The following is a 22,772-nucleotide window of genomic DNA, read 5'->3' as shown; positions in this document are numbered from 1 at the left end:
ACTCTCCATCGCGCCCGCGGACCCCGCACCACCCCCACCGAAACGCTACCCCCACCCACAAATAAGCTTGCCGACCCCTGATCACAGACAAACGAGCGGAGGGGCCCGCCATCACTGACGGGCCCCTCCGGTACAACGGGGGTGAACTACTGGGCACTCACCCGGCGGCGCAGGACAACAAGTCCCGCACCAACGAGCAGCAGCAGGGCTGCGGCCGCACCGAAGGGAGCCACCGAGGCACCCGTCTGGGCGAGCGTGCCGGAGCCGCCACCGGCCACCGTGACGGTGCCATCCGCATTCATCACGAAGGTGATGACGGTGGGCACCGAGGTGTACTTACCGTCTACCACCTGAACCACCGAGATGGTGTGCTCACCGGCGGCGAGGGCCACATCAACCTTGGCCGACCAGGGGGCCGTTGCGGCGCGTGCCAGGGCAGCGACGGTGGGGGCATCGTTCATCACGACGCCATCGAGGGTCGCCGTTACCACGGCACCCACCAGGCCGGTACCCGTCACCGTGGTGGGTGCGGAGGCCGCGTCAAACGCCTGACCTGCGGTGGGGCTCGTCACAACGACGGACTCGGGAACAACATCAAATGTGTTGCTGCCGACCGGTCCGGTGTCGCCATCCAGCTCCTGGGTAACGGTCACGGTGAAGTCGTCACCGAGGGTCAGGGAAGCCGGAATTGTCCAGTTGCCGCTGGCGTCAACGATGGCGGTACCGGTCACGGAACCCGCGATGGTCACGGTGGCCCCGGGGAAGCCGGTGCCCTTCACCTCGGTAACCTCGGTGGCCACCTTCGAGTTATTGGCCGGCGAGGTGAGCACGGGAACCTTCATCACCTGGGGAACCAGGTTGAACGAGTACAGCTTCGAATCGGAGAGGTTGTAACCGTTCTTGGCCTGCACGCTGACTCCGTAGGCTCCCAGGGTAGCGGGAGCGTTGAACGTCCACGTGCCGTTGCTGGCCGTGGTCACCTCAAACGGGGCACCGACCGTCGGGGTCACCAGAACGGTGGTACCCGCCTGAGCGGTACCGCTGATGGGGGTGCGACGCTCCACATCGGCACCCTCGGCGGCCGAGGTGATGACGGGGGTGTCGAGCGCAAGCTTCACGGTGTACCCGTCGGTGTGAGCCAGGCTATTTTTCAGGTCCGAGGCCCACAGGAAGGCGGGCTGACCGTTCGCGGCAGGGTGCCCACCGCTGAGGATACCAACGGCCGTATTGCCCTGGAAGACGGCTCCACCCGAGTCACCGTGGTCGGCAACGAGGCCGTAGGTGCCGAATCCGTAGACGTAGCGATCGTCGATCAGGGTCCAGCCATCCACGATATCCACACTCGCATCGGAGGTGTATCCGGTGGTGCGACCCGACTTACTCACGGGCTTACCCACCTGGGCCGTGCCCACCGAGGTGATCTTAATTGTCGAGGCTGCCAGGTCATCCGAAGCTCCGGTTGTCCAGTCGGTAACCTCGGGCTTGAGCGTGAGGAAGGTGTTGTCAACGTCGATGACGGCGACATCAATACTGTCCCGGTTCTCCCCACCTGCCGTGTTACCCACGCCACCAAACTGGGAGAAACCAAAATCGCCGAGACCGTCAAGGAGACCAACCGGGTTATTCGTGCCGGTCACCGCCTTTTCCGTAGAGGGGACGGTCAATTTGATGTCAGCACGACTACCGTCACCGGTGCAGTGGCCCGCGGTCAATGCGGCATCGTTACCTGCACGGTCCCAGGCGGTAAAGCCGATGGAGCAGACAAAACCACTGGTGTAGTACCCCGCACCACCCACAACCTCATCCGCGCTAAACGCTTCCATCTCGCCGCCAATGGTCTGCACCTTGACGTTGTCATACGTGTTCGAGAAGTCCGTAATGGCCGCCTTCGAGGCGGCGTCCTGGTCGGTAGTGGGTAGGGCGACAATAACGAAGTCGCCATTCTTGTCCTTACCCACAGCCTGTACACCGTCGTTCAGCAGGAGCTCTTTCGCCTGCGCAGTGTAGGCGTCCCCGCTCGTGGGAGCATCCGTCGAGTCGGGAGCCGCGTAGGCGGCGGAGCCCATAAAAAGCCCCGTCGATCCCAGGGCAGCTACGACACCGAGGGCCGCAAACCGGGTTAACCGGCTGCCAGTTTTTTGCATGCGTTTTTCCTCCAGATAGATATGCTGTATCCCCCCGCATGTTTGCCTACAAACCCTTGGGTTTGCAGGCAAATTTCAGACTAACAGTCTATGCAAAACAAAAACTAATCGCGGATAAAAATTCCTGATCGGAACGGCTAGCCTCGTTTCACTCGGGCGCGTCTCCCCACAAAGCGCTCAGAAGAAACCTGAGAAAAATCAAGAAATTTAACGCAGGCGCTGCCCGGCGCGCCACACGGAGCGGGTGAGCGGCATCCCCGGCCGGTAGGCGAGGTGGGTGGCAGACGGAGCATCCAACAGCTGAACATCGGCCCGGGCACCCACCACGAGAGCCCCCACCCGGGGCCGACCCGGTCGGGAGCGATCACGGTCCAGAGCAATCGCGCCGCCAAGAGTTGCCGCACGCACCGCCTCCTCCACGCTGAGGCCCATCTGAAGCACAGCCGTGGCCACACAGAAATCCATAGAGGAGGTGTACGAGGTTCCCGGGTTGCAATTGCTGGCGAGGGCAATCACAACCCCCGCATCGGCGAGCCGACGAGCCGGAGCGAGGGGCATCCGGGTGGAGAGGTCACACGCGGGCAGGATGGTGGCCACGGTGCCACGGGTCGGATGATCGGGCCGCCAGGTCGCGGCGAGGGCAGCCACATCCTCCTCGGAGAGGAAGCCGAGATGGTCCACGCTGAGCGACCCGTACTCCACCGCGAGCCGCACGCCCGGCCCGTGACCGAGCTGGTTACCGTGCACATGCGTGGCGAACCCGCGGCTGCGGGCGGCCGTGAGTACCCGCTCGGTTTCGGCGGCGTCGAAAGCCCCCGACTCACAGAACACGTCAACGGCGGAGATAAACGGGGCCACGGCATCCAGCATGGGTCCGGTCACACTCGTGAGGAAGGCCTCCCGGTCGGTGCCCTGCGGCACGACGTGGGCACCCAGGAATGTCACCTCCTCGACCACCTCGGCGGCCAACCGGGCCGAGCGAGTCTCATCGGCAACCGTGAGTCCGTAACCGGTCTTGGTCTCGATCGTTGTGGTCCCACCCGCCCTGGCCTCGGCGACCAGGCGGGCGAGAGTAGCGCGCAATTGCTCATCGGTCGCGGCCCGCGTGGCCGCAACCGTCACATTAATGCCGCCGGCCGCGTAGGGCTTCCCCGCCAGGCGCGCCTCAAACTCGGCCGTGCGGTCACCCGCAAACACCATATGGGTGTGGCTATCCACCCAGCCGGGAAGGACGGCGCAACCGTCGGCATCCACCCGCTCATCTGCGGCGGGGGCCTGGGCCGCTGAACCCACCCAGGCAATCGTCTCGCCCTCCAGCACCACGGCCGCATCGTGCAGCCGCGCGTAATCGGTCTCCTCATTGTTGGTGGTCAACTCGCCGATATTAGTGATGAGCAGGCTCATTCGGGACTCCTGGGTGTGTTCTACGTGAAACATGGTGGTCCGTACGGGCGAGGCACCCGCACGGACCACGCTAGTCGCGAATACGTGGTGGCATGGGGATGCGGACGCCCCGCTCCGCGGCGACCTCGGCTGCGCGCGCATAGCCGGCATCCACGTGGCGGATAACCCCCATACCCGGGTCGTTGGTCAGCAGGCGGGCCAGCTTCTCGGCGGCGAGCGGGGTGCCGTCGGCAACACTCACCTGACCCGAGTGGATCGAGCGGCCAATGCCCACGCCACCACCGTGGTGAATCGAGACCCAGGTGGCACCGGAGGAGGTGCTCGTCAACGCGTTGAGCAGCGGCCAATCGGCGATAGCATCGGAGCCGTCAATCATGGCCTCGGTCTCGCGGTAGGGCGAGGCCACCGAACCGGAGTCGAGGTGATCTCGGCCGATCACAATGGGCGCAGAAACCTTCCCCTCGGCCACCAACTCGTTGAAGCGCACACCGGCCCGGGCGCGGTCGCCGTAGCCGAGCCAACAGATACGGGCGGGCAGCCCCTCAAACTCAACGTGTTCCTGGGCCGCCTGAATCCAGCGCTTCAGATGCTCGTTCTCCGGGAACAGCTCCAGGATGGCCCGGTCGGTCACCTCAATGTCCTTCGGGTCGCCCGAGAGCGCCACCCAGCGGAAGGGCCCCAGCCCCTCACAGAAAAGGGGGCGGATATACGCCGGGACAAATCCGGGAAAGTCGAACGCCCGGTCGTAGCCACCCTGGCGGGCCTCATCGCGGATGGAGTTGCCGTAGTCGAAGACCTCGGCCCCGGCATCCTGGAACTCCACCATAGCCCGCACCTGGGCGGCCATCGAGGCGCGGGCCAGGCGGGTGAACTCCTCCGGGTCAGCGGCGGCGCGCGCGGACCACTCCGCCACCGGGATGCCCGCGGGCAGGTAGGAGAGAGGGTCATGCGCCGAGGTCTGGTCGGTGACGATGTCAATCGGGATGCCGCGGCGTCTCAGCTCCGGGAAGACCTCGGCCGCGTTACCCACGAGCCCCACCGAGAGGGCCGTCCGACTCTCCTTCGCGGCGAGAACCCGGGCCAGCGCGGCGTCGATATCCGTCTCGACGACGTCCAGGTAGCGCTTACCGGCGCGACGGTCGAGACGCGCCCGGTCAACATCGACAATCAGCACGGCCCCACCGTTGAGGGTCACCGAGAGGGGCTGGGCCCCGCCCATACCACCGCAGCCGCCCGTGAGGGTCAACGTGCCAGCGAGGGTGCCACCGAAACGCTTTGCAGCGATTGCCGCGAATGTCTCGTAGGTTCCCTGCAGGATGCCCTGGGTGCCGATATAGATCCACGAGCCCGCCGTCATCTGGCCGTACATCGTGAGGCCCTCCGCCTCCAGCCGACGAAATTCGGGCCACGTTGCCCAGTCACCCACCAGGTTGGAGTTGGCGATCAGCACACGCGGGGCCCACACACTGGTGCGGAAAACACCCACGGGCTTGCCGGATTGCACGAGTAAGGTTTCGTCATCCTCCAGATCGGTGAGCACCGCCGACAACGCGTCGAAACTGGCCCAGTCCCGGGCTGCGCGGCCCGTGCCGCCGTAGACAACCAGATCATCGGGGCGCTCGGCCACCTCCGGGTCAAGGTTGTTGTGCAGCATCCGGAGGGCCGCTTCGGTCTGCCAGCTCCGTGCCGTGATGTCTGTGCCGCGTGCGGCCCGCACGGGCCGTGCCCCTGGTAACGCCATCGTTGTGCCTTTCGTGTGGTCGGTCTCCTGCTATCCAACCGTGCGGGATGCCCCCGCCGACCTCGCCTCCCGACGGTACTGTCTGGGTGATCAGACACGCTGGGGACGGTACCCGGCTGGGTGTTTCTGGGGCGCGCAGAGAAGGCGGCCCGATCCCGGAGGCTCGCAACGGGGGGATACGCCGAAGCGCCCGAGACGGTGTGCCTCGGGCGCTTCGTGGGGTAAGGATTCGCCGCGCTACTCGACCGGCACCGGCGCCGGGTCGCTCGACGCCGAATCGCTCGACGCCTGGTCCGGCACAGTGGAGCCGGTATCCGCCTGCCCGGCCCGGCGCAGTCGCCGGTTCTCGCGGCGGTTTTCCACCACAAAGTAGAGCGTGGGCAGCACCACGAGGGTGAGCAGTGTGGAGGACACCAGACCGCCAATCACAACAATTGCAAGCGGCTGCGAGATGAAGCCGCCGTGACCGGTGAGGCCAATCGCCATGGGGGTGAGTGCAAAGATCGTGGCGAGAGCCGTCATCAGGATGGGGCGTAGACGGCGCGAGGCCCCATGCTCCACGGCATCCCGCACGCTCAGACCCCTGGCTCTGTACTGGTTCACCAGGTCCACCAACACGATGGCATTGGTGACCACAATTCCCACGAGCATGAGTACCCCCACAAGCGAGGCAACACCGAGCGGGATACCCGACACGATCTGCAACAGGATGGCCCCGGTCGCCGCAAAAGGAACCGACACGAGCAGCAGGAGCGGTTGCAGCAGACTCTTAAACGTGGCCACCATGACGATGTAGACGATCAGGATCGCGGCCAGAAGGGCGAGTCCCAGCTGCGAGAACGACTCAGCCTGATCGGCGGTGACTCCGCCGACCTCGGCCGAGACACCGGCCGGTAGGTCCACCTCGGCGAGCGCCGCAGTCACGTCGGCATTGGCCTGGGTGAGGTCGTCAGCAGCAGGCTCAGCGTCAACCGTGGCTGAGCGCGAACCCTTGACCGTGCTGATCGAGACGGGACCATCGACGACCTCAACGGTCGCGAGGTCGCTCAGCGGCACCACACCGGTGGCCGTGGGGATCGTCAGCGCGGCCAGTTCTGCCCGGGTCTGCGGCGGATCCTGGGAGGCCAGGTAGACCGTGACGGTGGAGCTGTCGAGAGCAATCGAGCCGATGATGGCGGGCTGCATGGCCTGCGCCACGATTGTGCCCAGGGCAGACTCGGTGAGACCGGCCTTCGCCGCCGTGGCCCGATCAGCTCGCACCGCAATGTAGGGGCGCGAACTACTCAGGTTGCTCTCCACCTGGCTGAAGCTGTCGTAGCTTTGTAGCTTCTTCACCACGGCGTCGGAGGCCTCGTTGAGTTTGTCCTGGCTGGGGGCCGTGATGTCCACGCTAATGGCTGAGGAGGCGCCGAAGCCACCACCACTCGCATTGATGCTGATCTCGCCAGCATCCTTAATCGTGTCGAGGGTGGAACGCACCGTGTCTTGCAGAGCGACCTGGTCGGCATCAGCATCCGTTGTGATCGAGAACGTGGTCTGACCGTCTCCGCCGCCACTGCCGAAGAGGCTACTCAGGGCGGTTGCCCCCGAGGTAATCGTGAGCTGAACGGTGTCAACACCGGCCGTGTCGAGCAGGGCGTCCTCCACGGTCTTGGCGGCGGCGGACTTCTCGTCGAGGCTCGCCCCCGGCGTGAGGGTCTGGGTCACGGTGAGCGTGTTCTGACCGTCGGAGCCGAGGAAGTTGGTCTTCATGAACGGCGCGAGACCAAACGTTCCCACAAGCACGAGCACGGCCAAGAGCAGGGTGACGATGGGCTTACGCAGTGTCCAGCGGATGATCGGGTCATAGCCCTTCTGCAGGCGCGAGTGTTCCTCATCCTCCAGCAGAGCGTGGCTGGGCTGAGCCTCCGCGGGGGCGGCCACTGTCGGGGCCGCGGCACCGGTAACGGCGGCGGCACCGGTAACGGCGGCGGCACCTGCCTTCTGCGCGGCCTTCGCCTCCTGCCGGGCACGCTTAGCCTGGATCTTCTCGGGCCGGAGGAACCAATAGGCCAGCACGGGCACAATCGTGAGCGCCACCACGAGGGAGGCGAGCAGCGAGATCGTGACGGTCATCGCAAAGGGCCGGAACAGCTCGCCCGTCATCCCGCTGACAAACGCCATCGGGAGGAACACCGCCACGGTCGTGACGGTCGAGGCGGTAATGGCACCGGCCACCTCACGCACAGCCTTCACAATCGTGAACTCGCGCGTCTCGCCCGTATCGTGGCTGAGATGTCGGGTGATGTTCTCGATCACCACAATGGAGTCATCCACCACGCGCCCGATAGCAATCGTGAGCGCGCCGAGCGTGAGGATATTGAGGGTGTAGTCGGCAGCCTGAAGCCCCAGGAACGTAATCAGCACCGAGGTGGGGATAGAGATCGCGGTCACGAGCGTGGCCCGGATCGAGAAGAGGAACAGCAGGATGATGATCACGGCAAAGACGAGGCCCAGCAGGCCCTCGGTCGCGAGACTCTCAATTGAGTCCTGTATATAGGGGGCCTGATCGAACACAATCGTGAACTTCACACCGTCCACGGTCTTGGCCAGATCCGGCAGGGCATCGCGCACGGCCGTGGACACCTCAACGGTGTTGGCCGCAGGCGATTTGGTAACCGAAATGGTCAGCGCGGGCTGACCGTCCACCCGGGAGATCGAGTCAACCGGGTTATTCTCCAGCGTCACGGTCGCCACCTCGCCGATGGTGACGGGCGTGGCGGGGGCGGAGGCCAGTCCGGGGATCGCGGTGGGTGCGGTCGCGGGGATCAACGGAAGCTGCTCAATCTGCTTCACATCGTCGAGCTGCGCACCCGCCTGGACCGCGAGCGACTGGCCATCCTCGGTGATGGTACCGGCACCAAAAAGAACCCCGTTGCTCTGCATCGCCGCAGAAATGGCCTGAGCGGTGAGCCCGGCGGCAGCGAGTTTGGCCGGGTCGGGTGTGATCGTAACGCGCTTGCCCGGGTCACCCACGAGGGCCGCCTCGCGCACGCCGGGCAGGTCACCCAGCTCGGAGACGACCGACTGCCGCAGACTTTCGGCCAGCTTCTCGGTATCGCCGCTCTGATCGGTGGCCGCGATCTGGATCACGGGAAAGTCGTCGAAGCTACCGGCGATTACCTGCGGGTCAACGGCATCCGGCAGCTGGGAGTTGATGCGACCGATGGCCTGCACGATCTTCTGCTCGGCCGTGGCCAGGTCAGTGCCGTAGGCAAATGTGGCCGTGACAACCGACGAGTTTGTGGAGGAGGTCGCCGAGGTGGACTCCAGATCGGGCACCCCCTGGATGGCCGTCTCGATGGGTGTGGACACATCCTCGTTGACCACTTCCGGTGCCGCACCCGGATAGCTGCTGATAATGGCGAGCGTGGGGAACTGCACCGAGGGCGCAAGCTCCTGCTTGAGCCCGGTGAGGGCAATGCCGCCAAAAATGGCGACAACAACGGTAATCAGGGCGATAAGCGCCCGGTTTTTCAGGCTGGCCTTCGAAAGTAGGAACACCCTCGTAATTCTGCCATACCAACGGAATCGTCCCTGCGCCCGGGCTCATCGGCGTGCATAACATTCACGGCTACCACGTTGGGGAGGAGCACTAGGGTGGAGGGCACCGGCACCGCCCTCTCCGCGTCACCGTGTGGAAGGACCCATGACCCAACGCCCCCGCCACAGAGCACTCGCCGTGCTCGGACTCGCCGGTGCGCTCTCACTGTCGGCCTGTTCCTCCCCCGAAATCGTCACCGTCGCCCCCACCTCCGCCGCCGTGCTCGGCTCCTGCCCCGACGATCTCGGCGACTACGTGGTCGGGCTTTTCCCGGGGGCAACGGTTGTGCCCCACCCGGTCGCCCGGTTCTCCCTGACCGGCGGCGGACGACTCCCCTCCCCCTCTTGTGCGTTCGATATCACCGTGGCAGATGCGACCGCGACAACTCTGCTCTACGGCTTCTATCTCACGGATGCGGGCGGTACCTACTCCAGTATCACCACCGTGCTGCGCCGCAACGGTTACTCGCTCCTCCCGGGGAGCACCGCGTGGCAGGCCGCCGCCGAGGGGGCGACCCCCGGCCCCATCGTCAACGTGGAGACCACGGATGCCGCGGGGGCCGCAACCGACGAGACCCCCCTTAAGGATGCCTACATCCTGGTCACCCTCTTCGGCAGCGACGGAACGGCCCCCGAACAACCCGGAGCGTGAACTCCCTACGCCTCGACCCGCTGCCGCAGCGCCCGCTCACGCACCTCAGCATACGGTGAGCAGCGCAGGCCAGCGAGGCGCACCCGCCAGACATCCGGCCATGACAGGTGCTGACCGAGCACGCTCCAGGCGCGGGTCTGCAACCCCACCGCCGTCTGGGTCCTCCAGTAACCGCATCAGGACAGGGAGAACGGAACCCGCTACGGTCACCCCAGGGCGATCTCGCGCGAGTAGCGGTCGCCCGCCACCAGCTCGGCGCACAGTGTCGCCGCCCCGCCCTGCACGGCAGATCAGGTTTTCCCTACCTCGTCGGGCCAAACTCCAGATCAACGAGCAGATCCTGCACCCGATCCCCCGCTGCCGTGTGATCGTTACGGGACACGATTGCGCAGGTGTCAACGCGGCAGTCGAGCCCCTCCGCGGTGGCCTCCGGGACCTGCAGGTACGCCGTGAACTCACCCGTCTCACTGTCGTAGCCGCGCGTAGCGAATGGCCGCCAGACCGGGGCATCCGTAATCCAGGTGGAGGGGATGAACTCGTTGCGGTTAGCCGACGCGTCCTTCTTCTCGGTGGCCCCTTCCGGGATGCCGCCCAGACACGGAGCCGGCTTAGTCGCGGGGTCTCCGGGGTTCGCGCACACAGCCACGTAAATGCCCTGAGCCGGGTCGAACCCACGACCTCGCACTACAAATCGATCACCGGGCTGCACCGCGCTCAGATCAGCGGGCGTGACACCGTCCTCCGCAAACACGGAGAGGGTCCGGTCGCGCCCGTCCGACCCGGTAGAGGCGGCGACGGATTCCGAAACGGAACCGTCCAGAACGGGCGTTGAGGGCCCGCTATCGGTATGCGTGATGATCGGGATGACAACAATCGCGATCAGGATAAGTCCCGCCGCGATGATCCCCATGACAGCCCACAGCATCCAGCGTCCCCACCGACGCATCTGTACCATGTGACGCCTCCCCGATATCTCAGAGCAATCTTATCGGGGCACCCCTACCGCCCACGGACTCAGGCCAACAAATATCCATGCCGCGGGCGACATCACTATCGGAGACATGGATGCCCCAATGTTCATATACGGGGAGGTTGCTGACATCCGGCTCTTTCAAGGTGTCGCTCGTGATAAGCTGAAGTCTAATTTTGTCCCTCATTGGCAACACTGCCTCGCGGCTCATTTCCCGCGAGGCCCGACACTGTAAGGGGGTCTCGCATGGGGCGCGGCCGTCAAAAGGCGAAGCACACCAAGGTAGCCCGAGAGTTGAAGTACTTCAGCCCGGACACCAACTACACCGAATTGGAGCGAGAGTTGACAGCCAAAAAGGCCCAAAACTCTGAAAGCGACACCGAGGCGTGGGCAGAATACGCTGACAAATACAACACCGACGAAGACTGACAGCCGGAACACATCGGGCCGGTCACCGTCGGTTTCTCCGGCTACCGTTTTTCACGACACACCTGACACTTCCGGCCATCGCCCTCCCTCCTACCCGAGGAAGGTCATCCACCGAACCGTGCGCGGACTCTCGGAGAGACCCGAGGGCCCGGCGCACTTTTCTGTTCCCTCTTTTATAGGGCGCGTTACCGGGCGTACTCGCCCACCATCCGCACGGCCCCACCGTTGATCCCCTTGGCCCCCTGATCGAATCCGGTGAGGTCGCGTTCATCCAGCGAAACCGCGCCCGTGATCCAGGCCTCAATGCCCCGGGTCTGCAGAGCGGCGATGATCGCGTGGGCTTTATTCGCCTCGGCGACCACAAACATCCCGACGCCAAGGTTCCAGGCACCCTCGCTACTCTCCAGGGTGTAGCCGCCCAGATCGCTCAGATGGCGGAAGACGGGGAGGGGCGTCCAGGTGGAGCGGTCCACCTCACTCCAGGAGCCCTCCGGGAGCACCCGCGCCAGGTTAGCGGAGATGCCGCCACCCGTCACATGGCTGAGGGCGTGCACAGCCGAGCCCAACTCGGCGTCGCCCAGGATGTCGAGCAGCGGTCGCGTGTACAGGCGGGTGGGTTCCAGCAGCACCTCGCCGTAGGTGCCGCCCAGCTCGTTCGAGTGGTCGGTGTAGAGAACATCGTTGCGGGCCAGGATGTGACGCACGAGCGAGTAGCCGTTGGAGTGGAAACCGGAGGCCGCAAGCGCGATCACCACATCGCCCCCCGCGACCCGCTGCGGGCCGAGCAAGTTTTTAGCCTCAACAACACCGATGGCCGCGCCGGCAACATCGTACTCGTTCTCTTTTAGTAGCCCGGGATGTTCGGCGGTCTCGCCGCCCACGAGGGCCGTTCCGGTCTCCTCGCACGCACGCGCGATGCCGCGGACAATCTCGGCGATCCGCTCGGGTACCACCTTGCCCGTGGCAATGTAGTCGGTCATCACGAGCGGTTTGGCCCCGACCACAACGATGTCATCAACGACCATCCCCACGAGATCCTGCCCGATCGTGTCGTGCTTGTCGATTGCCTGAGCAATGGCGACCTTGGTGCCCACCCCGTCCGTGGAGGTTGCGAGCAGCGGGCGATCATAATCCTTGAGGGCCGAGGCATCGAAAAGGCCGGCAAACCCGCCCACTCCGCCCAGCACCTCAGGGCCGTGGGTTTTGGCCACGGCGCTCTTCATTAGCTCGACGGCGATGTCTCCGGCGGCGGTGTCCACTCCGGCCTGGGCATAAATCGACGGGTTCTCAGTCACCGCACAAGACTATCAAGACGGGTGAGGTCCCGCTCAAGCCGGTGCGCTGGGGTCTGCGACCCCACACAGGCTCCCCCGTTCCCTGGTTCATATGGGATGATGGTCGTCTCACCCACTCTCGACCTTTCAGGAGCTCCTGCTCACATGTGTGGCATCGTCGGCATCGTTTCATCGGATCCCGTCAACCAGCAAATCTACGACAGCCTGCTGCTGCTCCAGCACCGGGGGCAAGACTCCACCGGAATCGCGACCGCCGATGGCAGCGTGTTTCACCAGGTGAAGGCCAAGGGCCAGGTGCGCGAGGCGTACCGCACGCGCGATATGCGCGGGCTCGCCGGCACCATGGGGCTCGGCCACGTGCGTTACGCTACGAGCGGCAAGGCCTCCGCCGAGGAGGAGGCACAGCCCTTCTACGTGAACGCGCCCTACGGCATCATCCTGGTACACAACGGCAACCTCACCAACACGCGTGAGCTCACGAGCGACCTCTTCAACGTTGACCGTCGCCACCTCAACACCCACTCCGACACAGAACTGCTACTCAACGTGCTCGCCACCGAGCTGCAATCACAGGTTTCTGGCCTCGACCTCAACCCGGAGCAGGTGTTCACGGCCGTCGAGCACGTGCACGAGCGCATCGAGGGCTCCTATGCGGTCATCTCAATGATCGCCGGTCACGGGATGCTCGCCTTCCGAGACCCGTTCGGCATCCGCCCCCTCGTGCTCGGCAAGAAGCAGCGGGGACTGATCGGCGACGACTGGGTTGTGGCCTCCGAATCGCTCGTGCTGGAGTCGGGCGGCTACGAGATCGTTCGGGATGTTGCCCCCGGCGAGGCCATCTTCATCACGACCAACGGCGAGATGTATTCGCGGCAGTGCGCCACACATCCGAGGCTCATCCCGTGCTCCTTTGAGTACGTGTATCTGGCCCGCCCCGACTCCACGCTCTCGGGAATCTCGGTATATGACGCCCGCCTGCGCCTCGGCAACTACCTGGCGGATACCGTCGCCAGCTACGCCCCGCTCGGCGATATCGACGTGGTAATGCCCATCCCGGATTCTGCCCGCCCCTCGGCGATGCAGGTTGCCCAGCGCCTCGGCGTGGATTACCGCGAAGGGTTCTTCAAAAACCGCTACGTGGGTCGCACCTTCATCATGCCCGGCCAGGCCGTGCGCAAGAAGTCGGTGCGCCAGAAGCTCAACGCGATGGGCGTGGAGTTTAAGGGAAAAAACGTGCTGATCGTGGACGACTCGATTGTGCGCGGCACCACGTCCAAGGAGATCATCGAGATGGCCCGCTCGGCCGGGGCCAACAAGGTCACATTTGCGTCGGCTGCCCCACCCGTGCGCTTCCCGCACGTGTACGGAATCAATATGCCCTCGCGGGCCGAGCTGATCGCCCACGGCCGGAAGATCCCCGAAATCAATCGCGAAATGGGCAGCGATCACCTGATCTACCAGGAGCTTGCGGATATGAACGCCGCCATCCTGGAGGGCCAAACCGCGGTGACCGAACTCGAAACGAGCTGCTTTAACGGCGACTACCCGGCCGGAAACATCACGGAAGAGTACCTGCGGTGGGTTGAGGAGACTCAGCAGAGCTAGTCTGTGTCCGGAAGAACCGTGTGGGGATTAAAACGGCCCGCCAACCGAGTACCGGTTCCTCTGCGTTGTTGGGCGGTAACCATGCGTTCGGACGTACACACGCGGGCCACAAAGGGCACCCATGCTTTTGGTGGTACCCACTACCATGGTATAGCCTAAAAAACGCGGCATCCCCCGGGCCGATGATGCATATTCGGGGAACCCGATTATCTGCATCACGGAGGCACTGTGAACGACGAAATCAAGGTTGATCAGGCAGGAATGCTTCGACTCATTGATCTGCTTCGAGAAGCCATTCGCTCTATGGAGCAGATTTTGGCAGATTTAGATCAACAAGTTTCTCTTCTGCGCGACCGATGGACGGGCGCAGCGGCCCGTGAGTATCAACGCGCACAGGCCCTGTGGAGAAGCCAATTGGACGAGATGAGCGCGCTCCTTGCCCGACACCGGGACTCCGTCATCACCAGCCAGGAACTCTTCCGTGGCGCAGCGGCGCGCAACCGAGAGATCTGGTCGTAATCCCTCGTCCCCTGCCCGTGAACATGTGCTCACACCCAACCCACCCCCACCCTTGGCAAGAGGAATGATTAGTGTCTTTTTCCGATTTTGGCGTTCGCCCAGCACACCCCGACGAGCAGAACCCTGACGACGATACGATCTGGGGGTGGGATGCCACCGATACTGTTGGTGTCGGCCTGTCAATTAATGAAGAGCTTCGCGAGCTTAAAATTTCTCCTGACTGGCGAAAAAAGCTCTCAACCGATGAACTCGGCCCAGCCGTCATGACTGCTTATATGGGCGCAATCGGCGCTCGCGTGCGTGCCGGAGCCACGCAGACTTCACCGGTCAGGGCAGCGGGCACATCGGTCACAAACGACGGTCAGATCCCCGTGATTGATAACTACCTTCTCGACGCGGTCAGCCGAGAACGGGACCACTATTTCACCATGTATGAGACGGAGCTACAGACCGAACACTCATATGAAAGCGCTGACGGCAACGTGACGATCACCGCCCGCGGAGGCTCACCGAGTACCGTGACATTTGACTCATTTTGGCTGTCATTTGCGAATGCATCTGATATCGCGGAGACCGCCCGTGGACCGCTCGCCCAGGCGATGTCCTCGGGACACGGCATCGACGAAAAAATCCGTGATGAATTTCCTGCCATCGCAGAGTTTCGCCGACTGCGTGCCATCAAAAAGGCTCTCCGCGGCTGGTGAGTTAGCAGCGGAATTCCACACAGAAAGAGAGAATGAGACATGGCTAATGAGGATAATGATCACGCACTAGTTATTGGTGATCTCCGAAAGGACGCCACCTCCTGGGAGGACATCTCAGCAGCGCTGAATAAGGCCCTCATTATCATCAACGGGCTCGACCTCCCATACGCCACTTTTGACGGCATCACCCACCTCCTGGGTGCCACCGACGCCTACGCAGCTGCACACAGTCAAATGGCAGATTTCCTGAAGGGCGGCGTCACCCAAACTACGGACATTGCGGCAAAGCTCCGCGCAACGGCCGACAATATGGTCGCCACGGATGAGGCTGCCGCCGGATAGGCCCGGCACACTTCACTTCACCATCCCACAGTAGAAAGGTCTCGGGCTCACTCATGGCAGATCCCACCACACAGGCGGAACTCGACAACCAGGTTAATAAACTCAAGCCTGAGATCGCCCGGGTTTCCGCCGAACTTACCTCGTGCAAAGAAAAGGTGTCGGAGGTCGAGGCTCCATCGGGCTGGGATCGTTTTGGGCAGATTATTCTGACAGGCATTTTCCCCGTGGCCGGTTTCTACTTTGGCTATAAAGAGATTGAGCGCATCATTGCGACACAACCCGCCGTGCAGGAGAAGCTTAACGAGGCAGAAACCGCGGTGAGTGACATCTTGAGCGAGCTTGGTGAGCTCATGAGCCCCGGAAACCCGTTCATCATGAAGACGATGGCTGATAGCTGGGACGAGGTCAACCGCCACTTAACCGGGTCAGTAGGGCCGATGGCTGATGAAAGCTTTTGCGCAACCACGTCCTGGACCGACGCGATGGGCCAGCAGTACAGCAAATTACCGGCCATCCAGAGAGCCGCCCTAGAGGGTTTACTCCCGCATGTTGACTCAATGCGAACACTCTTGCGCACACACGCCACCGATATTGTCGATCTCTGGGGGGATCTTATTGAAGAAATCTTTGATCTGGCGATTGACGCCATCCCGCTCGCGTCAAAGTTTATCAACGCTAACCCGCTCAAGTGGCTTGAGCTGGCTGAGCCAATCGCCGATTGCATCGCACGATTTCTGGAGGCCATCCTCAATATCGGGACGAGAATCCGCGAGTTCACGATGGCTTCCTACGGTCGGATTGACACGCTCAAATCCGATATGTCTAACATCTCAGGCAGCTACCACGGGAGTTGGCCCGTCGCGCGTCTCGGGTAGACCTTTTTCGCAGATCTCTGGAGGTTCTCATGTTTAAATCACCCGCGCCACGGTTAAACCGTGGAGCAGCGCTGGGGCTTTTGTGCGGTGCTGCACTATTTCTCTCGGGGTGCGCGTTCCTGCCCGCCAGTGCTGAGGACCGGGCTTCCGCGGTCGTGACAGAGTTCTTTGACCTCCTCGAGAGCGGCGACACGGAGAACATCCTTCCGTTGCTGGCAGAGAACTCCCCCCTCCGTGCGGGTGATTCGGAGCTGCTTGACAGTGACTTCTACGCGGATGCGATTGCCCGCCCTACCGAGGCCACCGTCGTCATGAGCGGTCAGTACAAACCCGGCCTGATCTACGTCACTGTGGATTATCTGCTGGGGGATGGTGGCGAAGCGCGCACGATGAAGGTCGCCGTTGTCGAGGAGGACGGGCAGTCACAGATCTCCAGCTGGCGACGCGAGGACCTCACGATACCGGAGGTGAAGGCCCCGGGTGTCTTCGAGATCAACGGATCCTACCGCACACCCCCGCTGAGCAAGGTTCAAACCGTTGTAGCCCTCCCCGGCATCTACACCTTCGAGTATGTTGACCCGGACGGCTGGGGCACCCTTGATCCGGACGGGCAGAAAACCGAACCTTTTGATATCGAGTTTCCGGTGGAGGGAGCTCAGCTCGCCGCTAACATCCCCGCCGGGGTGACCTCGACGAGCGGGCAGATCACCCCGAGCCCTCGACTGACGAAAAAGGCAACAACAACCGTCACGAACGAACTCGCCGACATGAGAACGAACTGCGCCGAGCAGAACCTCACGGGTGATGCCTGCCCGGATCCGATCATCGCTCAGGTGAACGCCGACGGCGGGGCCCCGGACGCCGGGTCCGTCACCTGGCAGGATTACACCGTGGAACTCATTGTGCCGGGCGGCGAGTGGCGGTTTGCGGCCCGCTACAGGATTCACTTCACGCGCGGGGGGATGAACTCATCGGTGACCGTTGACGTCACGGGGGCGCTGGTGCCAGACAGTCACGGTGAACCTACGCTGGCATTCGATGATGCAGGTTAGAGGGCTGACCAGCGTCATCCAGCGCCCGAATCTTCACAAAGGCTCACCCGGGTAGATGGAAAATGGCCAGGCGCCAACCTCAGTTAAGGATGAATAACATGCACTTTTTACGCCGGTCTCGCTGGTTCCGCGGTGCGACAGTTGGGGCGGTCCTGGCGATCCCCCTCGTTGCATCGGGTTGCACACCCGCAACCGCGGAAGACCGGGCGGCAAACGTTGTCACAGAGTTCTTCGACCTCCTTGCCAGCGGTAACGCCGAGGGCGTCCGCCCCCTCTTGGCTGATGACGCTGAGATCACCGCGGACACATCCGATTTTCTCGATAACAGCTTTTACGCCGACGTCGTCGCGCGCCCCACACAGGCCACGGTGGGAAACACATACGAGTTCGAGCCCGGACTCTGGTACGTAAACGTTGACTACGTGATCGGAACCGCTGATACCAAGCGCAGCATCACGGTATCCGTGAGCGAGGAGACCGAGGGCAAGCCGCTCATCTCCGGATGGCTACACAGTCGCCTCTCAATCTTTCCGAGCGAGGCTCCCGGATTCTTGACGATCAACGGCAGCCTACAGACCACAGATTTTGCGAAAGAGCAGACCGTAACCGCTCTGCCCGGCATTTACAGCTTTGAGTATGTGGATCCGGATGGGTTTGGCACCCTCGACGCCGATGGCGGAAAGGGCTCACCCTTCGAGGTAGAGTTCCCCGTCAATAGCGACCAATTGACGCAGAGCGCACCACCGTCTGCGGGAACACACACGACCGCACTCTCACCCCAGCCCGTGCTGCGTGAGGGTGTGGCCGACGAGTTCGACACGGCACTCACGAAAGTCATCAACAGCTGCAGCGCAACCGGGTTTACGGGCGCGACCTGCCCGGAGGAAATCACGAGCCAGGTGAATGGCGATCAGGGCAGCATCAGCGCCGGAACGGCTACCTGGACCGAAAGACCGGTTTCCGAACGCATCACACCAGCCGACCAGTGGCGCTTCGATGCCCCCTACCGGGTCTCATTCACACGCAACGGCACCACGGAAACTGTGGAGGTTGATCTCCAGGGCATTCTCCTCCCCGACGCTCGGGGCCACGTCACGCTGGAATGGGACAACGGGTCCGACAGCTAGGGTCCCACCACGGTGTCCGTTCGCCGCGCGGATAGCCGCTGCGCTCAGCGGATAGCCGGGCGGTTGCGGGATTTCTAGGGTGGAATCATCCCGTTTTCACACCGAAAGGCATCACCCCCATGATGACAACGACGTCCTCCGCACTCGGCCTCCAATCCCACTACGACAGCCTCATCGACGGCCGCTTCCAGTCAGCAGCAACCGCAGCCTTCGAGGCGGTCAACGCCGCAACCGGCGAGGTGCTGGCCACCATCTCCCGCGGCGGTGCCGAGGACATCAACGCCGCCGTGGCCGCCGCCAAACGCGCCTTCCCCGCGTGGGCCGCGACCCGCCACGAGGAACGCTCCCGGATGCTCAACCGCCTGGCTGACTGGGTCGAAGCCAACCTGGACCGCCTCGCCGCCATCGACGCCGCCGACATCGGTCGCCCCATCAACCAGACCCCGCACGACCACATCACCGCCGTGGAGCAGTACCGCTTCTTCGCCGGGGCGATCCTCACCCACGAGGGAGCGAACCACTCCGTGCCGGGTGGCTGGGCGCTCACCAAACGCGAGCCCATCGGCGTGGTCGGCCAGATCATCCCCTGGAATGTGCCCGCCATCATGGTCAGCTTCAAGATTGCCCCGGCGCTCGCCGCGGGCAACACCGTCGTACTGAAACCCGACGAGAACGCGTCACTATCCACACTGGAGCTGTGCACGGCCCTCGCCAAGATCTTCCCCGCCGGGGTGGTCAACGTGGTCACCGGGCTGGGCGAGGAGGCGGGTGCAGCCCTCACCGCGCATCCGGATGTCGCCAAGCTGGCCTTCACCGGCTCGCCCTCGGTGGGTCGGATGGTGGCCCTCGCGGGCGCCGAACGACTCGTGCCGGTCTCGTTGGAGCTGGGCGGAAAGAGCCCCAACATCGTGTTCCCCGACATCGAGAATATGGATGCCGTGGTCGCCGACGCCGCTTTTGCCGCGACCTACTGCAACGGCCAGTCCTGCCTCGCGGGGACCCGCCTCTTCGTGCACGACGACCTCTACACCGAATTCACCGGTCGGCTGACGCGCACATTTGAGAGCATGACGGTGGGTTCACCCAGCGACCCGACCACGGCGCTCGGCTGCCTCGTCTCGGAGGCTCAGGGCACCCGGGTGCTCAACTACATCGACACGGGGAAGGCCGAGGCCAATCTTCTCACGGGCGGTGGCCGCCGGGTGGTCCCCGGCAATGAGCACGGCTACTTCATCGAGCCGACCATTTTCGAGACCGACAACAACACCCGCATCGCGCAGGAGGAGATCTTCGGGCCGGTGCTCTCGATCATCCGGTGGAAGGATGTTGACAGCATGATCGAGCAGGCCAACGACATCCCCTACGGCCTGGCCTCGGGTATCTACACGAGTAACCTGACGAACGCGATGCGCACCGCCGACCGGCTCCAGGCGGGGTCCGTCTGGGTCAACCAGTACGTGAACCTGGTGGCGGGGTCGCCGTTTGGCGGTTACAAGGAGAGCGGGATCGGCCGCGAGTTCTGCGCGGACACCCTCAACATGTACTCGCAGATGAAGTCAATCGTCCTGGCCGAGGAGGTTCCCGCACCGCGGGTGTAGCGGGGGCCGATTAACACCCGGAAACGTTGGGGCGGAATGATCCGAGGGGATCATCCCGCCCCAACGCGGAGGGGTGATGCTTAGCAGCCGCCCTTTTTGTTGCCCTTGGCGTCTTTCTTGGTGTGATCGTGACCCTTCGAGTCCCTGTGGTCTTTGTCGTGGTTCTTCTTCGAATCCTTGTCGTGGCCCTTCGACCCCTTATCGGTGGAGCCGCACGACGTGGAGCCGCACGACTCGCACTCGGTGCAGGACTCACACTCGGTGGACCCGCACGAATCGCAGCTGGTCGTGGAGCCGCAGGAACCGCACGAGTTCGAGTTGTTGCCCTTCCCCGAGTGGCTGCCCTTCCCCGAGCTGCAGCTCGATCCTGAACTGGACTTTTCCGACCCGGAGTGACCGCCCGAGGCAAACGCACCCGCGGCGGTTCCGCCCAGAACAAGTCCTCCGGCGAGCACGCAGGTTGCGACGGTCATTACTGCTTTCCTGAACATATTTTCCTTTCTGGCCGCACCCACGTCGAGCGGCCAGTGGACCGGGGGGTGGGAGACGACACCGTGTCACCAACCTTGCTGAGCTGGGAAAGAATACCATAAATAAACTTATAATTTTTTATACAATCGTTGATATACAGAAAATCACTTTAATCAGGTATTAAAGTGTGGATGCGTGGGGGCAGAGCGGAACATCTTAGGCACCCCGTAGTACCTCACTGGGGGTGAGGCCAAAAACCCGACGGTGTTCGACCGCAAACCGGCCCAGGTGCACAAAACCCCAGCGCGAGGCCACCTCCGTAACCGTCGTCGTCGCCGGGTTCGCCCCCGCCAGCTCGACGTGCGCTCGGCGCAGGCGAGTCTCCCGGAGGAAGGCGAGGGGGGTGGTGTCCTCGAAGCGACGGAAGGCCAGCTGGAGGCCGCGGGGGCTGAGCCGGGCGGCCTCCGCAATCTCGCGCAGCCCGATGGGGTCCTCTGCCCGCGACTCGATAAAGGCGATGGCCCGCCGGAGAGCCGGTAGCCCGGGGGATGTGCCACCCGCGGGTTCATCGGCGTGCGAGCTGTTGGGATACGCATCGAGCAGCGTGGCGATGGCGAGCCGCACCAGTTGGGCGCGGGCCAGCGGGGCAAGCCGCACCGCGGATCCCGGCCCCACCTGCTCGTACAGAAACCGGCTCACCCCGGCCCAGGCCTCCCGCTGCGTCGGAGAGCCGCTGGGACCGAGAGCAAATGTGAGGCGGCGCGGCGTCTCGTATCCGCGCAATTCGGCGGCGACAGCCTCAAACCGCTCACGATCAAACGCCATATTCCACACCGCGCACCCCTCGTGCCAGCCCAGGCGGTAGGAGGCGTAGGGGTCCATCACGAGGGCATCGCTCGACACGCGCACACCACCCGCATCCGAGGAAACCACCGAAAACCGCCCGCGCAGTGGTCGAGACACGAGAACAAAGTCATCGAATGGCTGCGAGTCGATCTCGGTGTCGGCCCCACCGAAACCCAGCTCAAAGAGACGCAGGCCCGGGATACTACCGGCCGTCTGCCTGGCCGCAAACGGCCCCGAACCGGGCGTGACACTCAGCCGGTGCTCACAGTAGATATTGCTGAGTCGAGCACACGCCTCATCGGGGTCGCTCGTGTGGATGAGCAGTTGCTCGGGGGGTGCCGGGTGCACGATGCCTCCGCTCGGACGTGGGGCCCAGCGGGGAGGGGCGCGGTGCCCGAGAATATCGGGTGATGCCACCGCGGAACCTCGTCGCTGAGGTGTGGATACTGTCTGCCCATCATAGTCAGGGTGACCAACGGATATCCCGGAGGGGTGATATTCGACCTCAAAAGGTATAGTCCACGACCCATTTGGGCAAGGCCCAGGATGGGGGGCAGACACGGTGCCCGCGCCGCCGGATCGCTACGGCCCCCCAGCCGCCCTAATCCGCGTTGTGCGTCGTGACCCGCCGGGCCACGGTCTCCGTCTGTCGGCGCCCCACCGTGCGGTCGAGGATGAGCGCCAGCAGCCCGCCAAGTGCCAAGCCGATCACGCCGGCGGCCAGGCAGACGAAGCCGAGGATCTGGCCGAGGGTGTAATCCTTACCCACCGGAAACAGGAGGGTAACGATGCCGCCAAGTACCACACCGATAATCGCGCCCAGCACCATCAGGCGGGGGTAGCGGACGGCACGGCGAACGACCACGCGCTCCTCAACCGTCTCGACGGTCACGGGCTCCGCCGCGGCCCCCTCGGCATCCAGGTTGTCGTCGGCCCCGCTCGGCGTGGAAGTTGTCATACCCACCATTGTCTCAGGCCCGCGGCGGATCGTTAAACGCGAACGCCGTCAGCCTCGGCGGACGGAATCCCCCGGCAGATAGTCGGTGAGGTCGGCACGCTGCCCCGAGGCGTGTACTCGGCCCAGGGCAAGAGCCTCGGCCCAGGCGGTGCTACCAGTCCAGAGGGCGCACCAGGTGTCGGCATCCATTTCGACCACATTGGGTGGGGTGCCTCGGGTGTGTCTCGGGCCCTCAACGCACTGCACCGCGCCGAAGGGCGGCACCCGCACCTCGACGGTGTTGCCGGGGGCATCCTCGGCCAGCCGTTGCAGGGTCCAGCGCACGGCCATCGCCATCTGGTCGCGGGTGGGCGAACCCGCCGTCACCACGTGCAGGGCCGCCGTACCGTCGCTGTCAGGGATCGCTCGTCGTGCCATGTCCACCAGCCTACGCGGGCCGGATACGCGGCTGTCGCCAT

21 protein-coding genes are annotated in these 22,772 nt (G+C 63.8%); 11 read left to right on the top strand and 10 right to left on the bottom strand.

The window, feature by feature from the left end:
• Positions 1-146: 146 nt before the first annotated feature.
• From FB466_RS13165 to FB466_RS13150, 4 genes are all read right to left on the bottom strand, one after another.
• Complete coding sequence (locus tag FB466_RS13165) at positions 147-2,144, bottom strand: S1 family peptidase (protein WP_141919005.1); 1,998 nt, start codon at positions 2,142-2,144, stop codon at positions 147-149.
• Positions 2,145-2,351: 207 nt separating this feature from the next.
• A complete protein-coding gene (gene hutI / locus FB466_RS13160) occupies positions 2,352-3,548 on the bottom strand; it encodes an imidazolonepropionase (protein WP_141919003.1) in 1,197 nt (398 codons plus the stop codon).
• A 70-nt stretch (positions 3,549-3,618) separates the two neighbouring features.
• Complete coding sequence (locus tag FB466_RS13155; RefSeq protein ID WP_141919002.1) at positions 3,619-5,289, bottom strand: urocanate hydratase; 1,671 nt, start codon at positions 5,287-5,289, stop codon at positions 3,619-3,621.
• Between the two features lie 237 nt (positions 5,290-5,526).
• Positions 5,527-8,832 (bottom strand): efflux RND transporter permease subunit, encoded by a 3,306-nt coding sequence (locus tag FB466_RS13150; RefSeq protein ID WP_141919000.1) that lies wholly within the window; start codon positions 8,830-8,832, stop codon positions 5,527-5,529.
• Between the two features lie 145 nt (positions 8,833-8,977).
• On the opposite strand from FB466_RS13150, the gene FB466_RS13145 reads away from it, so the two are divergent.
• Positions 8,978-9,523, top strand: a complete 546-nt coding sequence (locus FB466_RS13145; protein WP_141918998.1) for a hypothetical protein — start codon at positions 8,978-8,980, stop codon at positions 9,521-9,523.
• Positions 9,524-9,528: 5 nt separating this feature from the next.
• Here FB466_RS13145 and FB466_RS13555 read toward each other — a convergent pair whose 3' ends face one another.
• Both FB466_RS13555 and FB466_RS13140 read right to left on the bottom strand, forming a co-directional pair.
• On the bottom strand, positions 9,529-9,672 hold the full coding sequence (locus tag FB466_RS13555) for a hypothetical protein (protein WP_170206138.1): 144 nt from the start codon (positions 9,670-9,672) through the stop codon (positions 9,529-9,531).
• Between the two features lie 152 nt (positions 9,673-9,824).
• The gene (locus tag FB466_RS13140) at positions 9,825-10,478 is read right to left on the bottom strand and encodes a hypothetical protein (protein WP_141918996.1); all 654 of its coding nucleotides are present in this window, start codon (positions 10,476-10,478) and stop codon (positions 9,825-9,827) included.
• A 261-nt stretch (positions 10,479-10,739) separates the two neighbouring features.
• On the opposite strand from FB466_RS13140, the gene FB466_RS13135 reads away from it, so the two are divergent.
• Positions 10,740-10,922: a DUF3073 domain-containing protein gene (locus FB466_RS13135; RefSeq protein ID WP_141918994.1), complete on the top strand. Its 183-nt coding sequence runs from the start codon at positions 10,740-10,742 to the stop codon at positions 10,920-10,922.
• Between the two features lie 185 nt (positions 10,923-11,107).
• Here FB466_RS13135 and purM read toward each other — a convergent pair whose 3' ends face one another.
• Entirely contained in the window at positions 11,108-12,217 is a 1,110-nt protein-coding gene (gene purM / locus FB466_RS13130) for a phosphoribosylformylglycinamidine cyclo-ligase (RefSeq protein WP_141918992.1), read from the bottom strand.
• A gap of 144 nt (positions 12,218-12,361) precedes the next feature.
• On the opposite strand from purM, the gene purF reads away from it, so the two are divergent.
• The 9 genes from purF to FB466_RS13085 all read left to right on the top strand — a co-directional run bounded on the left by purF (position 12,362) and on the right by FB466_RS13085 (position 20,435).
• Positions 12,362-13,822, top strand: coding sequence for an amidophosphoribosyltransferase (purF, locus tag FB466_RS13125; protein WP_141918990.1), 1,461 nt, complete (start codon positions 12,362-12,364; stop codon positions 13,820-13,822).
• A gap of 228 nt (positions 13,823-14,050) precedes the next feature.
• Complete coding sequence (locus FB466_RS13120) at positions 14,051-14,341, top strand: WXG100 family type VII secretion target (protein WP_141918989.1); 291 nt, start codon at positions 14,051-14,053, stop codon at positions 14,339-14,341.
• A 71-nt stretch (positions 14,342-14,412) separates the two neighbouring features.
• Positions 14,413-15,045, top strand: coding sequence for a hypothetical protein (locus FB466_RS13115; protein ID WP_141918986.1), 633 nt, complete (start codon positions 14,413-14,415; stop codon positions 15,043-15,045).
• A 39-nt stretch (positions 15,046-15,084) separates the two neighbouring features.
• Positions 15,085-15,387, top strand: a complete 303-nt coding sequence (locus tag FB466_RS13110; RefSeq protein ID WP_141918984.1) for a hypothetical protein — start codon at positions 15,085-15,087, stop codon at positions 15,385-15,387.
• A gap of 53 nt (positions 15,388-15,440) precedes the next feature.
• Positions 15,441-16,262, top strand: a complete 822-nt coding sequence (locus FB466_RS13105) for a hypothetical protein (protein WP_141918982.1) — start codon at positions 15,441-15,443, stop codon at positions 16,260-16,262.
• 29 nt (positions 16,263-16,291) lie between these two features.
• Complete coding sequence (locus FB466_RS13100; protein ID WP_141918980.1) at positions 16,292-17,314, top strand: hypothetical protein; 1,023 nt, start codon at positions 16,292-16,294, stop codon at positions 17,312-17,314.
• A 98-nt stretch (positions 17,315-17,412) separates the two neighbouring features.
• On the top strand, positions 17,413-18,441 hold the full coding sequence (locus FB466_RS13095; RefSeq protein WP_141918978.1) for a hypothetical protein: 1,029 nt from the start codon (positions 17,413-17,415) through the stop codon (positions 18,439-18,441).
• Positions 18,442-18,560: 119 nt separating this feature from the next.
• Positions 18,561-20,039: an aldehyde dehydrogenase family protein gene (locus tag FB466_RS13090; protein WP_141918976.1), complete on the top strand. Its 1,479-nt coding sequence runs from the start codon at positions 18,561-18,563 to the stop codon at positions 20,037-20,039.
• 204 nt (positions 20,040-20,243) lie between these two features.
• Positions 20,244-20,435 carry a hypothetical protein gene (locus FB466_RS13085; protein WP_141918974.1) on the top strand — a complete coding sequence of 64 codons (192 nt, stop codon included), beginning with the start codon at positions 20,244-20,246 and terminating at the stop codon, positions 20,433-20,435.
• Between the two features lie 291 nt (positions 20,436-20,726).
• On the opposite strand, the gene FB466_RS13080 is transcribed toward FB466_RS13085, so the two are convergent.
• The 3 genes from FB466_RS13080 to FB466_RS13070 all read right to left on the bottom strand — a co-directional run bounded on the left by FB466_RS13080 (position 20,727) and on the right by FB466_RS13070 (position 22,731).
• Complete coding sequence (locus FB466_RS13080) at positions 20,727-21,704, bottom strand: AraC family transcriptional regulator (protein WP_170206137.1); 978 nt, start codon at positions 21,702-21,704, stop codon at positions 20,727-20,729.
• A gap of 253 nt (positions 21,705-21,957) precedes the next feature.
• On the bottom strand, positions 21,958-22,314 hold the full coding sequence (locus FB466_RS13075; RefSeq protein ID WP_141918970.1) for a hypothetical protein: 357 nt from the start codon (positions 22,312-22,314) through the stop codon (positions 21,958-21,960).
• Between the two features lie 48 nt (positions 22,315-22,362).
• Positions 22,363-22,731 carry a sterol carrier family protein gene (locus FB466_RS13070; RefSeq protein ID WP_141918968.1) on the bottom strand — a complete coding sequence of 123 codons (369 nt, stop codon included), beginning with the start codon at positions 22,729-22,731 and terminating at the stop codon, positions 22,363-22,365.
• Positions 22,732-22,772 lie beyond the last annotated feature (41 nt).

Origin of the sequence: Klugiella xanthotipulae, assembly GCF_006716695.1 — a bacterium.
GTDB classification, from domain to species: Bacteria; Actinomycetota; Actinomycetes; order Actinomycetales; family Microbacteriaceae; genus Klugiella; species Klugiella xanthotipulae.
The sequence above is the reverse complement of the archived record's forward strand: the minus strand, read 5'-3'. Positions and strand labels throughout refer to the sequence as shown.

Excerpts from the sequence above, each read along its gene's own strand:
- purF (WP_141918990.1), top strand. The coding sequence starts at position 12,362 with ATGTGTGGCATCGTCGGCATCGTTTCATCGGATCCCGTCAACCAGCAA.
- FB466_RS13145 (WP_141918998.1), top strand. The coding sequence starts at position 8,978 with ATGACCCAACGCCCCCGCCACAGAGCACTCGCCGTGCTCGGACTCGCC.
- FB466_RS13155 (WP_141919002.1), bottom strand. The coding sequence starts at position 5,289 with ATGGCGTTACCAGGGGCACGGCCCGTGCGGGCCGCACGCGGCACAGAC.
- FB466_RS13140 (WP_141918996.1), bottom strand. The coding sequence starts at position 10,478 with ATGGTACAGATGCGTCGGTGGGGACGCTGGATGCTGTGGGCTGTCATG.
- FB466_RS13090 (WP_141918976.1), top strand. The coding sequence starts at position 18,561 with ATGATGACAACGACGTCCTCCGCACTCGGCCTCCAATCCCACTACGAC.
- FB466_RS13165 (WP_141919005.1), bottom strand. The coding sequence starts at position 2,144 with ATGCAAAAAACTGGCAGCCGGTTAACCCGGTTTGCGGCCCTCGGTGTC.
- hutI (WP_141919003.1), bottom strand. The coding sequence starts at position 3,548 with ATGAGCCTGCTCATCACTAATATCGGCGAGTTGACCACCAACAATGAG.
- FB466_RS13075 (WP_141918970.1), bottom strand. The coding sequence starts at position 22,314 with ATGACAACTTCCACGCCGAGCGGGGCCGACGACAACCTGGATGCCGAG.
- FB466_RS13095 (WP_141918978.1), top strand. The coding sequence starts at position 17,413 with ATGCACTTTTTACGCCGGTCTCGCTGGTTCCGCGGTGCGACAGTTGGG.
- FB466_RS13100 (WP_141918980.1), top strand. The coding sequence starts at position 16,292 with ATGTTTAAATCACCCGCGCCACGGTTAAACCGTGGAGCAGCGCTGGGG.
- FB466_RS13135 (WP_141918994.1), top strand. The coding sequence starts at position 10,740 with ATGGGGCGCGGCCGTCAAAAGGCGAAGCACACCAAGGTAGCCCGAGAG.
- FB466_RS13105 (WP_141918982.1), top strand. The coding sequence starts at position 15,441 with ATGGCAGATCCCACCACACAGGCGGAACTCGACAACCAGGTTAATAAA.
- FB466_RS13070 (WP_141918968.1), bottom strand. The coding sequence starts at position 22,731 with ATGGCACGACGAGCGATCCCTGACAGCGACGGTACGGCGGCCCTGCAC.
- FB466_RS13110 (WP_141918984.1), top strand. The coding sequence starts at position 15,085 with ATGGCTAATGAGGATAATGATCACGCACTAGTTATTGGTGATCTCCGA.